At 61.5% G+C, this 15,422-nt stretch carries 16 protein-coding genes; 9 read left to right on the top strand and 7 right to left on the bottom strand.

Annotated elements, in window-relative coordinates; all coding sequences use genetic code 11:
* Positions 1-6: 6 nt before the first annotated feature.
* From P3G59_RS27530 to P3G59_RS27540, 3 genes are all read right to left on the bottom strand, one after another.
* Positions 7-801: a thiazole synthase gene (locus P3G59_RS27530; protein WP_007913621.1), complete on the bottom strand. Its 795-nt coding sequence runs from the start codon at positions 799-801 to the stop codon at positions 7-9.
* Positions 802-861: 60 nt separating this feature from the next.
* Entirely contained in the window at positions 862-1,062 is a 201-nt protein-coding gene (thiS, locus tag P3G59_RS27535) for a sulfur carrier protein ThiS (protein ID WP_122604433.1), read from the bottom strand.
* A gap of 179 nt (positions 1,063-1,241) precedes the next feature.
* Positions 1,242-1,613: a DUF423 domain-containing protein gene (locus P3G59_RS27540; protein ID WP_277759706.1), complete on the bottom strand. Its 372-nt coding sequence runs from the start codon at positions 1,611-1,613 to the stop codon at positions 1,242-1,244.
* Between the two features lie 74 nt (positions 1,614-1,687).
* Between P3G59_RS27540 and mtgA the strand changes: the two genes are divergently transcribed.
* The gene (gene mtgA, locus P3G59_RS27545; protein WP_277759707.1) at positions 1,688-2,410 is read left to right on the top strand and encodes a monofunctional biosynthetic peptidoglycan transglycosylase; all 723 of its coding nucleotides are present in this window, start codon (positions 1,688-1,690) and stop codon (positions 2,408-2,410) included.
* 154 nt (positions 2,411-2,564) lie between these two features.
* Here the strand turns inward: mtgA and rpoH are convergent, their stop codons facing one another.
* The 4 genes from rpoH to ftsY form a co-directional block, all read right to left on the bottom strand.
* A complete protein-coding gene (gene rpoH / locus P3G59_RS27550; protein ID WP_007913617.1) occupies positions 2,565-3,419 on the bottom strand; it encodes an RNA polymerase sigma factor RpoH in 855 nt (284 codons plus the stop codon).
* Between the two features lie 115 nt (positions 3,420-3,534).
* Positions 3,535-4,560, bottom strand: coding sequence for a permease-like cell division protein FtsX (ftsX, locus tag P3G59_RS27555; protein ID WP_077574909.1), 1,026 nt, complete (start codon positions 4,558-4,560; stop codon positions 3,535-3,537).
* Complete coding sequence (gene ftsE, locus P3G59_RS27560) at positions 4,557-5,228, bottom strand: cell division ATP-binding protein FtsE (protein WP_003229148.1); 672 nt, start codon at positions 5,226-5,228, stop codon at positions 4,557-4,559. The genes ftsX and ftsE overlap by 4 nt, the downstream gene beginning before the upstream one ends.
* Positions 5,225-6,760, bottom strand: a complete 1,536-nt coding sequence (gene ftsY / locus P3G59_RS27565; RefSeq protein ID WP_277759708.1) for a signal recognition particle-docking protein FtsY — start codon at positions 6,758-6,760, stop codon at positions 5,225-5,227. The genes ftsE and ftsY overlap by 4 nt, the downstream gene beginning before the upstream one ends.
* On the opposite strand from ftsY, the gene P3G59_RS27570 reads away from it, so the two are divergent.
* The 8 genes from P3G59_RS27570 to P3G59_RS27605 all read left to right on the top strand — a co-directional run bounded on the left by P3G59_RS27570 (position 6,759) and on the right by P3G59_RS27605 (position 15,399).
* Positions 6,759-6,953, top strand: a complete 195-nt coding sequence (locus tag P3G59_RS27570) for a hypothetical protein (RefSeq protein WP_025112092.1) — start codon at positions 6,759-6,761, stop codon at positions 6,951-6,953. The genes ftsY and P3G59_RS27570 overlap by 2 nt on opposite strands.
* A 152-nt stretch (positions 6,954-7,105) precedes the next feature.
* Positions 7,106-8,461: a pitrilysin family protein gene (locus P3G59_RS27575; protein ID WP_025112091.1), complete on the top strand. Its 1,356-nt coding sequence runs from the start codon at positions 7,106-7,108 to the stop codon at positions 8,459-8,461.
* On the top strand, positions 8,454-9,941 hold the full coding sequence (locus P3G59_RS27580) for a pitrilysin family protein (RefSeq protein WP_277759709.1): 1,488 nt from the start codon (positions 8,454-8,456) through the stop codon (positions 9,939-9,941). Before P3G59_RS27575 ends, P3G59_RS27580 begins: the two co-directional genes overlap by 8 nt.
* The gene (gene rsmD / locus P3G59_RS27585; RefSeq protein WP_277759710.1) at positions 9,941-10,543 is read left to right on the top strand and encodes a 16S rRNA (guanine(966)-N(2))-methyltransferase RsmD; all 603 of its coding nucleotides are present in this window, start codon (positions 9,941-9,943) and stop codon (positions 10,541-10,543) included. Before P3G59_RS27580 ends, rsmD begins: the two co-directional genes overlap by 1 nt.
* Positions 10,544-10,653: 110 nt before the next feature.
* Positions 10,654-11,997: a pitrilysin family protein gene (locus P3G59_RS27590; RefSeq protein ID WP_277759711.1), complete on the top strand. Its 1,344-nt coding sequence runs from the start codon at positions 10,654-10,656 to the stop codon at positions 11,995-11,997.
* Positions 11,990-13,495, top strand: coding sequence for a pitrilysin family protein (locus P3G59_RS27595; RefSeq protein WP_277759712.1), 1,506 nt, complete (start codon positions 11,990-11,992; stop codon positions 13,493-13,495). The genes P3G59_RS27590 and P3G59_RS27595 overlap by 8 nt, the downstream gene beginning before the upstream one ends.
* A gap of 78 nt (positions 13,496-13,573) precedes the next feature.
* A complete protein-coding gene (locus P3G59_RS27600) occupies positions 13,574-14,572 on the top strand; it encodes a hydrolase (RefSeq protein WP_277762205.1) in 999 nt (332 codons plus the stop codon).
* Positions 14,569-15,399 carry an AraC family transcriptional regulator gene (locus P3G59_RS27605; RefSeq protein WP_277759713.1) on the top strand — a complete coding sequence of 277 codons (831 nt, stop codon included), beginning with the start codon at positions 14,569-14,571 and terminating at the stop codon, positions 15,397-15,399. The genes P3G59_RS27600 and P3G59_RS27605 overlap by 4 nt, the downstream gene beginning before the upstream one ends.
* Positions 15,400-15,422 lie beyond the last annotated feature (23 nt).

Raw genomic sequence — 15,422 nt, forward strand, 5'->3', positions numbered from 1 at the left:
TGGCTCTTACTTGATCAGACCATCCAGCGGCGAAGAGGCGCTGGCATAGAGTTTTTTCGGCATACGACCCGCGAGGTAGGCCAGGCGGCCCGCAACGATGGCGTGTTTCATGGCTTCAGCCATCATCACCGGCTGCTGGGCGTGGGCGATGGCCGAGTTCATCAGCACCGCATCGCAACCCAGTTCCATGGCGATGGTGGCGTCGGACGCAGTGCCGACACCGGCATCGACCAACACAGGAATTTTCGCTTCTTCGAGGATGATCTGCAGGTTGTACGGGTTGCAGATCCCCAGACCGGAACCGATCAGGCCGGCCAGCGGCATCACCGCGATGCAGCCGATTTCTGCCAGTTGACGGGCGATGATCGGGTCATCGCTGGTGTACACCATCACGTCGAAGCCTTCCTTGACCAGCGTTTCGGCGGCCTTGAGGGTTTCGATGACGTTAGGGAACAGGGTCTTCTGGTCGGCCAGCACTTCCAGCTTCACCAGGTTGTGGCCGTCGAGCAGCTCACGGGCCAGGCGGCAAGTGCGCACGGCTTCGATGGCGTCGTAGCAGCCGGCGGTGTTCGGCAGGAAGGTGTAGCGCTCCGGCGACAGCACGTCGAGCAGGTTCGGCTCGCCTTCGATCTGGCCCAGGTTGGTGCGGCGCACGGCGAAGGTGACAATCTCGGCACCCGAGGCTTCGATGGCCTGACGGGTTTCTTCCATGTCACGGTACTTGCCGGTGCCGACCAGCAAACGCGACTGGTAAGTACGACCGGCCAGCACAAAAGGCTTGTCGCTACGAACGATGCTCATGGGGAATCCTCTTTAAGGGTGAGGGTCTTGCAGAATTCTGTGCCCTTGCGGGCCGGGCGATCAGCCGCCGCCGATGGCGTGCACGACTTCAACGTTGTCGCCATCGTTGAGCGTGGTGTCGGCATGCTGGCTGCGCGGGACGATATCCAGATTGAGCTCGACTGCCACCCGGCGTCCGGTCAGTTCCAGACGGGTGATCAGGGCCGCAACGGTTTCACCGTCGGGCAGTTCAAGGGATTCGCCGTTCAACTGAATGCGCATGCGTAACGCCGCCATCATTTTTAGGGGCTGGCATTCTAGCCCGATCAGTCAGGCTGACCCAAGCCATTCGTCTTGAAACCGGTCCCCGCAGGAGCTGCCGAAGGCTGCGATCTTTTGATCTTGAAAGACAACGGCAAAAGATCGCAGCCTTCGGCAGCTCCTACAAGTTGGCGCCAGGCTCAGGTCAGGCGCCAGGCGGCGAGCCCAAGGCACAGCCAACCGACCAGAAATGCCAGGCCGCCGAACGGGGTGATGATGCCGAGCTTGCTGATGCCGGTGATGGTCAACACGTACAGGCTGCCGGAGAACAGCAGAATGCCGACGGTGAACGATACGCCGGCCCAAGTGATCAGTCGGCCCTGAATCTGCGTGGCCAACAGCGCCACACCGAACAGTGCCAGAGTGTGCACCAATTGATAGGTGACGCCGGTGTGGAAAATCGCCAGATACTCAGGTGTCAGGCGGTTTTTCAAGCCATGGGCGGCAAATGCGCCTAAAGCGACACCGGTGAAACCGAAAAAAGCGGCCAGCATCAGAAAGCCACGCAGCATTGGGAACTCCAGTCAGACGCGATCGGCAGGGTCTGTATAATGGCCCGCTCCACCGGTTCGGCCAAGCCATCTCTATGCTGCGTTCAATTTTCCGTCGTCTCACGAAGGCCCTGCTCTGGTTCGCCGGCGGCAGCATCTTGCTGGTCCTGGTGTTTCGCTTCGTGCCGCCGCCGGGCACGGCGTTGATGGTCGAGCGCAAGATTGAATCCTGGGTCGACGGCGAGCCGATCGACCTGCAGCGTACTTGGAAGCCTTGGGACGAGATCTCCGACGATCTTAAAGTCGCGGTCATGGCCGGTGAGGATCAGAAATTCCCGGAGCATTGGGGTTTTGATTTCAGCGCGATCCAGGCAGCGCTGGCACACAACGAACTCGGCGGCTCGATTCGCGGCGCCAGTACGCTGAGTCAGCAAGTGTCGAAAAACCTGTTTCTGTGGGCCGGCCGCAGCTATCTGCGCAAGGGCCTGGAAGCGTGGTTTACGGCGCTGATCGAGGTGTTTTGGCCCAAGCAACGGATTCTTGAGGTGTACCTGAACAGCGTCGAGTGGGATGACGGGGTGTTTGGTGCCGAAGCTGCGGCCCGCCATCACTTTGGCGTGAGCGCCAAGTCGCTGTCACGGCAGCAGGCGAGTTATCTGGCTGCCGTTTTGCCCAATCCGCGCGTCTGGAGTGCCAGTCATCCGACCGCTTATGTGTCGCGTCGGGCCGGGTGGATTCGCCAGCAGATGAGTCAGTTGGGTGGGGATAGCTATTTGCTGGGGCTCAACGATTCGCGGCGAGCGCCTTGGGCGCGGTGATGCCATAAAGCAAAAGATCGCAGCCTTCGGCAGCTCCTACAGGGGATTGCATTTCACCTGTAGGAGCTGCCGAAGGCTGCGATCTTTTGATCTTCTAAATGAAAACGCCCCGATCATCGCTGATCGAGGCGTTTTTTTATTGCCTGCTCGCCGGTTATGCAGCGATCGACAACTTGAGCTTGTTCATCGCGCTCTTCTCGAGCTGACGGATCCGCTCGGCCGACACGTTGTACTTCTGCGCCAGGTCGTGCAGCGTGGCTTTCTCTTCTGCCAGCCAGCGCTGGTAGAGGATATCGCGGCTACGTTCGTCCAGCACTTCCAGCGCTTCGTGCAGGTTGCTGTTGGAGTTGTCGCTCCAGTCGGCATCTTCCAGTTGACGCGCCGGGTCGTACCGGTGGTCTTCCAGATAGTTGGCCGGCGACTGGAAAGCGCTGTCGTCGTCGGCTTCAGCAGCCGGGTCGAAGGCCATGTCGTGGCCGGTCAGGCGACTTTCCATCTCGCGCACTTCCCGCGGCTCGACGCCGAGGCTTTCCGCCACACGGTGGACTTCCTCGTTGTTCAGCCACGCCAGACGTTTCTTCTGGCTGCGCAGGTTGAAGAACAGCTTGCGCTGGGCCTTGGTGGTCGCGACTTTCACAATGCGCCAGTTGCGCAGGATGAACTCGTGAATTTCCGCCTTGATCCAGTGCACGGCGAACGACACCAGACGCACACCCATTTCCGGGTTGAAGCGCTTCACGGCCTTCATCAGGCCGACGTTACCTTCCTGGATCAGGTCAGCCTGAGCCAGACCGTAGCCGGAATAGCTACGGGCGATATGTACAACAAAGCGCAGGTGGGCGAGCACCATCTGCCGAGCCGCCCCCAAATCCTGCTCATAGTAGAGACTCTCGGCCAGTTCACGCTCCTGCTCCGGCGTCAGCAATGGAATGCTGTTGACGGTGTGCACGTACGCTTCCAGGTTCGCACCCGGAACCAACGCATACGCAGGCTGCAAAGAATTGGTCATACGAAAAAACCTCCCACTTACATACTCGTGCCTCTCGGCACTGCGAAAAATTGACCGGGAATTCAAGTACAAGTTCCCAAAAAAACCGCAAGGTCAATCACGCGCAAAAAAGATTCTACTTCGGCGCCAGCTCCCTGAGATGACGTGCGACTGCAATCCATGCACCGATATAACCCAACAGCACCGCGCCAAGCAAGAGCGACAGACCGTCGGCAACTGGCACTCCGGCCAGCGCGAAATCACTGCCGTACAAGCCGGCCAGCCCAACCACCGCATCATTCAGCCAGTTCAAGCCAAACGCCAATACGCCCCAGGACAGTAGCCCCGCACCGAAGCCATACAACGCGCCCATATAAAGGAAGGGGCGACGCACATAGCTGTCAGTGCCGCCGACGAGTTTAATCACTTCTATCTCTGTGCGGCGGTTTTCAATATGAAGACGAATGGTATTGCCTATCACCAAAAGTAATGCAGAAACCAAAAGCACCGTCAGACCGAAGACAAAACGATCGCCAAGCTTGAGGATGGCGGCCAGACGCTCGACCCAGACTAGATCAAGTTGCGCCTGTTGTACCTTGGGCAGTTCGGAAAGTTTTTGTCTTAATGCTTCCAGCGTCGGCTTGTCGACTTCGTTCGGGGTGACCAGCACCACGCCCGGCAACGGGTTTTCCGGCAGTTCGCGCAGGGCTTCGCCCAGTCCGGACTGTTGCTGGAACTCTTCCAGCGCCTGATCACGACCGACATATTCAGCATCCGCTACGCCGGGCATGCCCTTGATCTGTTCACGCAACGACTCGCCCTGCTCCGGACTGGCGTCGAGTTGCAGATACAGCGAAATCTGCGCCGCACGCTGCCACGAACCGCCGAGGCGCTCAACGTTGTTAAGCAACAGCGACAGGCCCATCGGCAGGCTCAGCGCCACGGCCATCACCATGCAGGTGAAGAAGCTGCCGATCGGCTGTTTGCCGAGACGGCGCAGGCTATCGAGCAAGCTGGCACGATGACTTTCGACCCAGGCACGAAAAAGCGTGGCGAAGTCCGGACCGTCGTCTTCGTCGTGTTTTTTCTTCTTCGGCGGCTGCGGATCGGCGGCTTTCGGGGCCACACGTTCGGAAACCTTCGGACTGCGTGTCGCACTCATACCCCGGCCTCCCCGTCGCCGATCAGTCGGCCACGTTGCAGGGTCAGCATGCGGTGACGCATGCGCGCGATCAGCGCCAGGTCGTGACTGGCGATCAGCACGCTGGTACCCAGACGGTTGATGTCTTCGAACACGCCCATGATTTCCGCCGCCAGCCGCGGGTCGAGGTTACCGGTCGGTTCGTCCGCCAGCAGCAAGGCCGGGCGGTGCACGATGGCGCGGGCAATGCCGACACGCTGTTGCTGACCGGTGGACAGATCGCCCGGGTACAGATCGGTTTTATCCGACAGCGCCACGCGCTCCAGCGCCGAATCGACACGCTTGGCGATTTCGGCCTTGGACAGCCCGAGAATCTGTAGCGGCAAGGCGACGTTGTTGAACACCGTGCGATCGAACAGCAACTGGTGATTCTGGAACACCACGCCGATCTGTCGGCGCAGGAACGGAATCTGCGCGTTGCTGATGGTGCTCAGGTCTTGTCCGGCAAGCAGCAGTTTGCCGCTGGTCGGACGCTCCATCGCCAGCAACAGGCGTAACAAAGTGGATTTACCGGCGCCGGAGTGGCCGGTGACAAACAAGAACTCGCCACGACGGACTCGAAAGCTCAGCTCATGCAAGCCGACGTGACCGTTCGGGTAGCGTTTACCGACCTGTTCGAAACGAATCATGAACGCTCCCGCTCGGCAAACAGTGCCTGGACAAAGGGTTCGGCTTCAAAGGTACGCAAATCGTCGATGCCTTCACCGACGCCGATGTAGCGGATCGGCAGGCCGAACTGCTTGGCCAGGGCGAAAATCACCCCGCCCTTGGCGGTGCCGTCGAGCTTGGTCAGCGCCAGGCCGGTCAGTTCGACGGTCTGGTTGAATTGTTTGGCCTGGTTGATGGCGTTCTGGCCGGTACCGGCGTCGAGCACCAGCAGCACTTCGTGCGGCGCGTCGGCGTCGAGCTTGCCGATCACCCGGCGAACTTTCTTCAGCTCTTCCATCAGGTTGTCTTTGGTGTGCAGACGACCGGCGGTGTCGGCGATCAACACGTCGATGCCACGGGCCTTGGCGGCCTGCACGGCGTCGAAGATGACCGAAGCCGAGTCGGCGCCGGTGTGCTGGGCAATCACCGGGATCTTGTTGCGTTCACCCCAGACCTGCAATTGCTCCACCGCAGCGGCACGGAAGGTGTCACCGGCGGCGAGCATGACTTTCTTGCCTTCCAGTTGCAGCTTCTTCGCCAGCTTGCCGATGGTGGTGGTCTTGCCGGCGCCGTTGACGCCGACCACCAGAATCACGAATGGCTTGTTCTGCGAGGCGATCTTCAGCGGTTGTTCAACCGGCTTGAGCATCGCGGCCAGTTCGGCCTGCAGGGATTTGTACAGCGCATCGGAGTCGGCCAGCTCTTTGCGCGCGACCTTCTGGGTCAGGCGCTGGATGATCTGCGTGGTGGCTTCGACGCCGACGTCAGCGGTGAGCAGACGGGTTTCGAGGTCGTCGAGCAGATCGTCGTCAATGGTTTTACGGCCGAGGAACAGGCTGGCCATGCCCTCGCCGATGCTCGCGCTGGTTTTCGACAGACCCTGCTTGAGGCGGGCGAAGAAACCGGCTTTGGTTTCTTCGGTGCGCGGGGCTTCGACAGGGGCTTCAGCGGCCACTTCAACCGGCACGACTGGAGCTGCAACTACGGGAGCAGGTGCCGGTGCTGGCTCGGGCTGTTGCACGACTGGAGCAACTGGAGCATCAACGACCGCAGCAACAGGCTCAGTAGCAATAATTTCAGGAGCAGCTTCAGCCACAACGGGCGCAGGCTCGACAACCGGCTCAACCACAGGCGCCGGCGCCACTTCGGGCACAAACGCAGCAGGCGCAGGAATCACCGGCGTAACGTGCGGCGCAGCCTCTTCAACCAATGCCACCGGCTCTTCCGCCACCGGCAAGGTCAGCCACGGCTCGGCCGCCGGGGTCAGCGGCAGTTCAGCCGCCACTGGCGCTTCTGGCTCTGGCTCAACCGGTTGCAATACCGGTTCGGCAATCGGCAGAACGATCGGTGCCGGCTCTTCTTCTATTACCGGAGCCGGTGCCGGGACGGATTCAGGAATCGCGGGCGGCTGTTCGACAACGGGTTCCTGCGGTTTCTTACGCAGCCATCCGAACAGGCTTTTCTTCTCGCCAGCCGCAGCTGGGGTCTTCTTGTCGTCGTTGGAACCAAACATGGAGGACGGCTATCTCACGGTAGCGACGCGCCATAAGGGCGCCCCGGCAAATAAATATTCGATGCAGAACAGACTGTGTTTCATCCAGCTTGTTCACGCGCAACATTTTGTCGAGGCGCCACAGGCACCTCAAAGGTCGATTAATACGAAGGACTGGAACGGCATCGTCGGCGAAAACGCAGAGTTTAGCTGACAAACTCAAAGCTTCTGCCGGGAACCCATACAACCTATCGACCGATCAGTGGCTTGATAGGCGTGGCCGCCAGTAAAACGGATCAGTATCCTAGCACCTCCTCGCCCGCCTAGGCTAAGACCAAGCGGGCAGCCCAACAGGTTAAAAAACGAATGAATGCTCTAGCCCGCCGCGCTGCAGGCCTGCTGCTCAGCACAGTCTGCCTGCCCCTTTCGGCCCTGGCGGCCGACCCGCAACCGACCCACGAATTCACCCTCGACAACGGCCTCAAGGTCGTCGTGCGCGAAGACCATCGCGCGCCGGTGGTGGTCTCGCAGGTCTGGTACAAGGTCGGCTCCAGCTACGAAACCCCGGGCCAGACCGGTCTGTCCCACGCGCTTGAGCACATGATGTTCAAGGGCAGCGAGAAAGTCGGCCCCGGCGAAGCGTCGCTGATCCTGCGCGATTTGGGCGCCGAAGAGAACGCCTTCACCAGCGATGACTTCACCGCGTACTATCAGGTGCTGGCCCGCGACCGTCTGGGCGTAGCCTTTGAACTGGAAGCCGACCGCATGGCCAACCTGCGCCTGCCGGCCGACGAGTTCGCCAAGGAAATCGAAGTCATCAAGGAAGAGCGCCGCTTGCGCACCGATGACAAGCCGATGTCCAAGGCCTACGAACGCTACAAGGCCATGGCCTACCCGGCCAGCGGCTACCACACGCCGACCATCGGCTGGATGGCCGACCTTGACCGCATGAAGGTCGAAGAGCTGCGCCACTGGTACCAATCCTGGTACGTGCCGAACAACGCCACACTGGTGGTCGTCGGCGACGTCACTCCAGACGAAGTGAAAACCCTCGCCCAACGCTATTTCGGCCCGATCGCCAAGCGCGACGTGCCGCCGGCGAAAAAACCGCTGGAACTGGCCGAGCCTGGCGAACGCCAGATCACCCTGCACGTGCAGACTCAGTTGCCTAGCCTGATGCTCGGTTTCAACGTGCCAAGCATTGCCACCGCTGAAGACAAGCGCTCGGTCAACGCCTTGCGCTTGATCTCGGCCCTGCTCGACGGCGGATATAGCGGGCGCATCCCGACACAACTGGAGCGCGGTGAAGAACTGGTCTCCGGCGGTTCTTCGAGCTACGACGCCTACACGCGAGGCGACAGCCTGTTCACCCTGTCGGCAACCCCGAACACCCAGAAGAAAAAAACCATGGCGCAAGCCGAGGCCGGTCTGTGGAAACTGCTGGAACAGCTGAAAACCACCGCGCCGTCCGCTGAAGAACTGGAGCGCGTGCGTGCACAAGTGATCGCCGGCCTGGTCTTCGAACGTGATTCGATCACCAGCCAGGCCACGGCGATTGGCCAGCTGGAAACAGTCGGTCTGTCGTGGAAGCTGATGGACACCGAACTCGCCGATCTGGAAAGCGTGACCCCGCAAGACATCCAGAACGCCGCCAAGCTGTATTTCACCCGCGAACGTCTCAGCGTCGCCCACGTCCTGCCACTGGAGACGACTCATGAGTGAGCGCAAATCCCCACGCCTGCTACTCGGTTTGATCGCTGTCGCCGTGATCGGCTCCGCCGCGTTTTACCTGACGCCAAGTGCTGACAGCAAAGCGAGCGAAGCCCTCGACAACGCCAAGTCCAGCCAGAAGCTGCAATCGCTGGCCGAACTCGACGGCAAGGCCCCCGCCAGCCGCAAGCTCGATGTGCAGACCTGGAGCACCGCCGCAGGCGCCAAGGTGCTGTTCGTCGAAGCCCATGAACTGCCGATGTTCGACATGCGCCTGATCTTCGCCGCCGGCAGTAGCCAGGACGGCAATGCGTCGGGCCTGGCGGTGCTGACCAATGCAATGCTCAACGAAGGCGTCGCTGGCAAAGACGTCGGCGCCATCGCGCAAGGCTTCGAAGGCCTGGGGGCGGATTTCGGCAACGGTGCTTTCAAGGACATGGCGCTGGCATCACTGCGCAGCCTGAGTGCGACCGACAAGCGTGAACCGGCGCTGAAGCTGTTTTCGCAAGTGGTTGGCAAACCGACCTTCCCGGCCGACTCGTTCGCGCGCATCAAGAACCAGATGCTCGCCGGTTTCGAATACCAGAAACAGAACCCCGGCAAACTCGCCAGCCTTGAGCTGATGAAGCGTCTGTACGGCGATCACCCGTACGCGCATTCGAGTGACGGCAATCCACAGAGCGTGCCGAAGATCATCCTTGCGCAATTGCGTGAGTTCCACGCCAAGGCTTATGCCGCTGGCAACGTGGTGATCGCGCTGGTCGGCGACCTGTCTCGCACGGAAGCCGAGGCGATTGCCAATCAGGTCTCTTCTGCCCTGCCGAAAGGCCCGGCGCTGGCGAAGATCGCCCAGCCGCAGGAACCGAAGGCCAGCACTGGCCATATCGAATTCCCGTCGAAGCAGACCAACCTGATGCTTGCGCAACTGGGCATCGACCGTGACGACCCGGATTACGCCGCGCTGTCGATGGGCAACCAGATCCTCGGTGGCGGCGGTTTCGGCACGCGCCTGATGAGCGAAGTGCGCGAAAAACGTGGCCTGACTTACGGTGTGTACTCGGCGTTCAGCCCGATGCAGGCGCGCGGTCCCTTCATGATCAACCTGCAGACCCGCGCGGAAATGAGCGAAGGCACGCTGAAGCTGGTGCAGGACGTGCTCGCCGATTACCTGAAAACCGGGCCGACGCAGAAAGAACTCGACGATGCCAAACGTGAGCTGGCCGGCAGCTTCCCGCTGTCCACCGCGAGCAACGCCGATATCGTTGGCCAGCTCGGCGCGATGGGCTTCTATAATCTGCCGCTGAGCTACCTGGATGATTTCATGCGTCAGTCGCAAAGCCTGACCGTGGAACAAGTCCGCGATGCCCTGAACAAACACTTGAGCACGGACAAAATGGTCATCGTCACCGCGGGTCCAACCGTGCCGCAAAAGCCGTTACCGGCCCCATCTGATAAACCTGCCGAGCAACCGCTCGGGGTTCCGGAGCATTAATGGCGACTCGTTCCCCAAAAAAACCTGCGCACAACGTCCACAACGGTGTGAACCAGTTGCGCATCATTGGCGGCCAATGGCGCAGCCGCAAGCTGAGCTTCCCCGATGCGCCGGGCCTGCGCCCGACGCCGGATCGCGTGCGTGAAACCCTGTTCAACTGGCTCGCGCCGTACGTTGAAGGGGCCAAGGTGCTCGACCCGTTCGCCGGCAGCGGTGCGCTGTTTCTCGAAGCCCTGTCCCGTGGCGCGGCCATGGGTCAGGCGCTGGATGCCAGCAACATTGCGGTGTCCAGCCTGAAAGAACACCTCGGCACCCTGCGCTGCACCAACGGCCAGGTGCAGACCGCCGACGCTCTGCGTTATCTGGAAACCCAGACCGCGAGCGCGTTCGACTTGGTGTTCCTCGATCCGCCGTTCAACCAGAATCTGTTGCCGGCCGTTTGTACCCTGCTGGAAGAACGCCAGTGGTTGGCCGCCGACTCGTGGATCTACACGGAAAGCGAAACCGCGCCGTCGACGCTGGGTTTACCGGGTAACTGGCGCCTGCACCGCGAGCAGAAATCCGGTCGTGTGTATTACGCGCTATGGCAACGCAGCGCCTGATCAGCGGATTAACCGGCGGTATCTGCGATATATAGATACCGCACGCTGCACCCCGAATCTCGCCACAGTGGTAGCCGCAATCTGCGTTAACCACTTTGGACGATTCATGTATGGATACGTTATGCAGCCGGATGCTGCTCATTCTTTGCCTGGCGCCATTGATGTCTTTGGCCGCCCCGCCCGCGCCGACCCACCGATTCACCCTCGACAACGGTCTGAACGTGCTGGTGCGCGAAGACCATCGCGCGCCCGTGGCGACCTCGCAACTCTGGTTCAGAGTCGGCTCCGCCGATGAGGCACCGGGCCAGAGCGGACTGTCCCACGCGCTCGAGCACATGCTCTACAAAGGCAGCAGCAAGACCTGCGCCGGCGAAGCCTCGGCGATCCTGCAAACACTCGGCGCTCGGGAAAACGCCTTCGCCAGCAAAGATGCCACGGCTTATTACCAGACCCTGGCGCCGCAGTATCTGGGTGTCGCTTTCGAGTTGATGGCCGACCTGATGTCGACCGCCCACCTGCATGGCGAAGACCTGACGACGGAACTGGCGGTGATTCGCGAAGAGCGCCGTACGCGCACCGACGATAATGCCCATGATCTGGCCATTGAACGGTTCACCGCTGTGGCACACCTGGCCAGTACCTATCGCACGCCGATTCTTGGCTGGATGCATGACCTGCACCGATTGAATGTCGACGATCTGCGCGGCTGGTACGAGACCCACTATTCACCGGGTAACGCCACGCTGGTGGTCGTGGGCGATGTGCAGCCGGATCAGGTCAAGCAACTGGCGCAGCGCTACTTCGGCCGGCTGGCAGCGCGAAGCATTGCGCCTGCACGGCGGCCCACCGAACTGGCCCAGCCCGGTGAGCGCAGGCTGACCCTGCATCTTCCCGTCCCCACGCCGCAAATCATCATGGCCTTCAATGTGCCGGCGCTAGCCACCGCGAAAAATCGCCGATCCGTGCACGCCCTGCGCCTGATCGACGTATTGCTGGGGGGTGCCAACAGCGCGCGTCTGGTCAAGCGCCTGCAATTCGCCGAACAATTATTCAGCAATGCCCACACGTCTTACGACGCCTTTACACGGGGCGACAGCCTGTTGTTGCTGACCGCCGAACTGGCCAGCAGCCACGCTGATGATCTCGACGCTGCCGAGGCGCGCGTCTGGCAACTGATTGAAGAACTGCAGGCCAGCCCACCGTCCCCTGCGGAGCTGGAGCGGGCACGTACACACTTGATCGCCCGGCAGATCTACAGGCAGGACTCTATCGTCGAACAGGCCCATCAGTTGGCCACTCTGGAAACTATCGGCCTGCCCTGGCAGTTGATGGAGCAAGATCCCGACGAGCTTGCCCGGGTGACACCGGCTGACATCCAGCAGGCCGCTTCCGTGTTTTTGACCCGCAAACGCCTGACAGTTGCGCATGTGCTCAAGGAGGCGGCTCATGAATAATCGCCTTCGTTACTGGCGGGGCACATTGCTCGGCTTTGGAGTGATCGCCGCCGTGACCGGCATTCAAGCGCTGGCGGATACGGCACTCAGCGCCTCGGCCAACGCTCCGGCGCCACGCCTGCAATCGCTGTCGGGCCTGCTGCCTGTCGCCGCGCCTTCACGCGCGCTGCACATCAAGGCCTGGAAGACACTGAGCGGCAGCAAAGTCTTATTCATTCGCACTACCGAACTGCCGATGTTCGACGTACACGTCAGCTTCGCCGCGGGCAGTGCCCGGGACGGCGATACGCCGGGACTCGCCGCCGCCACGTTCAGCATGCTCAGTGAAGGCGTGGCGGGCAAAGACCTCGCCGCCATTGTCGAGACCGTCGACGGTCTGGGTGCCCAGTTGGAGATGGGCATCGATCATGAGCGCGCCCATCTCGCCCTGCGCAGCTTGAGCGACGCGCGCAAAAGTACCCCGGCGCTGGCGCTGTTCGCGCAAATCCTAGGCAAACCGTTACTCGCTGAAGAGGCTCTGCCAAGGGTGAAAAACGAGCTGCGCGACAGTCTCATGGCAACCTCGCAGGATGCCGACGATCTGGCGGCACTGCGGGCCAAGGCATTGCTTGCCCCGAACAGTCCTTACTCGCGACCGTTCTACGGCACCGATCAGGGACTGCAGGCGCTCACCCGGACCGCCGTGGTTGATTTCCACCAGCGCTTCTATACCGCCGCTCATGCGCAAATCACCCTGGTCGGCGACCTGACACTGGAACAGGCGAAAGCGATCAGCCTGCAGATCAGTAACGAGTTGCCGGTCACACCACCGGGTACACCCGCCACGCCGATGCCCGCGCAGACAACGACCGGCACCGAAATGAGTCTCCATGAGGAACAGACGCTGACCCAGACTCACCTGATGCTTGCCCAACCCGGCGTGTCGCGACGGCACCCGGACTATGCGGCGCTATACGCGGCCAACCTGATTTTTGGCGGTACGGCCAACAGTCGACTGATGAAAGAACTACGGGAAAAACGCGGGCTGGTGTACGACGTTCATGCGCAAAACGCCGATTGGGCGACGACGGGCCTGATGATGATCACCCTGCAAGTCAGCCCGTCATTCAGCGCGGGCACGCTGGCCTTGACCCGGTCATTGTTCAGTGACTATCTGCGCGACGGGCCGACTCAACAGGAACTCGATCAGATCAAGCTGCAAGTGGCCAACATGAGTGCCCTGAACAGCGCCAGCAACCGGCAGATACTCCAGCAACTGGTGGCTATCAATCGCCATGATCTGCCGCTGGACCTCGATTACACCGTGCAGCAGGTGCAACGCCTGACACTCAAGCAAACCCACGAGGCATTGAACCGGCACCTGAGCGCCGACCAATGGCGCGTGGTGACGGTCGGGGCGACCGTCGAGCAACGACCGGTGCCAGCACCATCGGCGCCACCGCCCGACGCTTCATCCGGGAGCATGTGTCGCGCCGCCACAGGCTTTGTGGCAAGTTAGGTGCTTTCACTGAAAACGGCAGACGCCCGCTGCGCCTGCCGTTTCAAGCATGACCTGTCGAGATTTGCCGTGCCTTCACTGACCCCAGCTTCCAGCCCCCGCTTTACACCGGCCTTCGGCCTGGGTAATCCCCACCTGCAAACCTTGTGGGGGCCGCTGTGGCGCAAAACCGTGCATATCGAACGTGAACGCGAACGCCTGTGGCTTGATGACGGCGATTTCCTCGACCTCGACTGGCACGGTCCGCACAGCGCCGAGGCACCGTTGGTGCTGGTGCTGCATGGCCTGACCGGTTCCTCCAATTCGCCTTATGTGGCTGGCATTCAGAAGGCGATGGCTGAGCAAGGCTGGGCCAGTGTCGCGCTGAACTGGCGCGGCTGTTCGGGCGAGCCGAACCTGTTGCCGCGCAGTTATCACTCCGGCGCCAGCGAAGACCTCGCCGAAGCCATTCGCCACCTGCGCGCCAAACGCCCGCTGGCGCCGCTGTATGCCGTCGGTTATTCGCTGGGGGGCAACGTATTGCTCAAGCATCTGGGCGAAACCGGCAGCGCCAGCGGTGTGCTCGGCGCGGTGGCCGTGTCGGTGCCATTCCGCCTCGATCAATGCGCCGACCGCATCGGCCAAGGATTTTCCAGGGTCTATCAGGCGCACTTCATGCGCGAGATGGTCGCCTACATCAAAAACAAACAGCGGCAGTTTCAGCACGATGGGCGTGAAGACGGCCTCGCCGCGCTGGCCGCCCTCGGCTCGCTGGAGAACATGCGCACCTTCTGGGATTTCGATGGCCGGGTGACCGCGCCGTTGCATGGGTTCGAGGATGCCGAAGACTACTATCGCCGTGCCTCGAGCCGCTATTTCCTCGGCGAGATCCGCACGCCGACCCTGATCATTCAGGCGGCGGACGATCCATTCGTGTTCCCGCACAGCTTGCCGCAGGCCAGTGAGCTGTCGGCGTCGACGGCCTTCGAGTTGCAGGCTCGCGGCGGACACGTCGGCTTCGTCGACGGCTCGCTGCGTCAGCCGGGTTATTACCTGGAACGCCGCATCCCGCAGTGGCTGGCCCGCGTGCCTGCATGAGCGATCGGGGCGAGTCGATCCGCTTCTGGCAAACCGCGCCGCTGGCCGGGATCGAGTTGTTGTCAGCGCGCTACATCGAGCATCGCTTCGCCCCGCATGTCCACGACGGATTCGTGATCGGCATGATCATGGCCGGCGCCCAGCGTTATCGCTATCGCGGCGCCGAGCATCTGGCCGGCAGCGGCACGCTGGTGTTGATCAATCCGGACGAATTGCATACCGGTCACAAAGGCACTGAGGACGGTTGGCTGTATCGGGCGTTTTATCCCGATACTTCACAGATCGTTTCGCTGGTGGATGAACTGGAGCTGTCCACCACAAACCTGCCGGCGTTCGGCGCCACGCTGTATCGCGATGCAGATCTGGTCAACGGGTTCGCGCAATTGCATCGTTTGCTCGAAAGCCCGGCCACCGCGCTGCAACAGCAGACGGTGTGGCGCGAGATGATGTTGCTGCTGTTGCAGCGCCATGCGGCAGTGCCGGTGCCCGGTCGAGCCGGTAAGGAACACCGCGCGGTGCTGCTGGGCAAAGAACTGTTGCACGCACAACTGGCAGCGCCACCGTCACTTGAGGAGCTGGCGGCAGCGGTCAATCTGTCGCCCTTCCATTTCGCCCGGGTATTCCGCCGCGCGACCGGCATGCCGCCGCATACCTGGCTGATGCAACAGCGCATCGCCCAGGCCCGCGCACTCCTGCAGCACGGCTGCTTGCCGGTGGAAGTCGCCACGCAACTGGGCTTTGCCGATCAGAGCCATTTGAGCCGGCAGTTCAAGCAGGCTTATGGCGTCGGGCCCGCCGCGTACCGTAGCGCCCGGATAGAAAGCTAAAAGATCGCAGCCTTCGGCAGCTC

Source organism: Pseudomonas sp. A34-9 (genome assembly GCF_029543085.1).
Taxonomy (GTDB): domain Bacteria; phylum Pseudomonadota; class Gammaproteobacteria; order Pseudomonadales; family Pseudomonadaceae; genus Aquipseudomonas.

Coding starts and splice junctions, on each gene's coding strand:
- P3G59_RS27530 (WP_007913621.1), bottom strand. CDS start 801: ATGAGCATCGTTCGTAGCGACAAGCCTTTTGTGCTGGCCGGTCGTACT.
- thiS (WP_122604433.1), bottom strand. CDS start 1,062: ATGCGCATTCAGTTGAACGGCGAATCCCTTGAACTGCCCGACGGTGAA.
- P3G59_RS27540 (WP_277759706.1), bottom strand. CDS start 1,613: ATGCTGCGTGGCTTTCTGATGCTGGCCGCTTTTTTCGGTTTCACCGGT.
- mtgA (WP_277759707.1), top strand. CDS start 1,688: ATGCTGCGTTCAATTTTCCGTCGTCTCACGAAGGCCCTGCTCTGGTTC.
- rpoH (WP_007913617.1), bottom strand. CDS start 3,419: ATGACCAATTCTTTGCAGCCTGCGTATGCGTTGGTTCCGGGTGCGAAC.
- ftsX (WP_077574909.1), bottom strand. CDS start 4,560: ATGAGTGCGACACGCAGTCCGAAGGTTTCCGAACGTGTGGCCCCGAAA.
- ftsE (WP_003229148.1), bottom strand. CDS start 5,228: ATGATTCGTTTCGAACAGGTCGGTAAACGCTACCCGAACGGTCACGTC.
- P3G59_RS27570 (WP_025112092.1), top strand. CDS start 6,759: ATGGAGGACGGCTATCTCACGGTAGCGACGCGCCATAAGGGCGCCCCG.
- ftsY (WP_277759708.1), bottom strand. CDS start 6,760: ATGTTTGGTTCCAACGACGACAAGAAGACCCCAGCTGCGGCTGGCGAG.
- P3G59_RS27575 (WP_025112091.1), top strand. CDS start 7,106: ATGAATGCTCTAGCCCGCCGCGCTGCAGGCCTGCTGCTCAGCACAGTC.
- P3G59_RS27580 (WP_277759709.1), top strand. CDS start 8,454: ATGAGTGAGCGCAAATCCCCACGCCTGCTACTCGGTTTGATCGCTGTC.
- rsmD (WP_277759710.1), top strand. CDS start 9,941: ATGGCGACTCGTTCCCCAAAAAAACCTGCGCACAACGTCCACAACGGT.
- P3G59_RS27590 (WP_277759711.1), top strand. CDS start 10,654: ATGGATACGTTATGCAGCCGGATGCTGCTCATTCTTTGCCTGGCGCCA.
- P3G59_RS27595 (WP_277759712.1), top strand. CDS start 11,990: ATGAATAATCGCCTTCGTTACTGGCGGGGCACATTGCTCGGCTTTGGA.
- P3G59_RS27605 (WP_277759713.1), top strand. CDS start 14,569: ATGAGCGATCGGGGCGAGTCGATCCGCTTCTGGCAAACCGCGCCGCTG.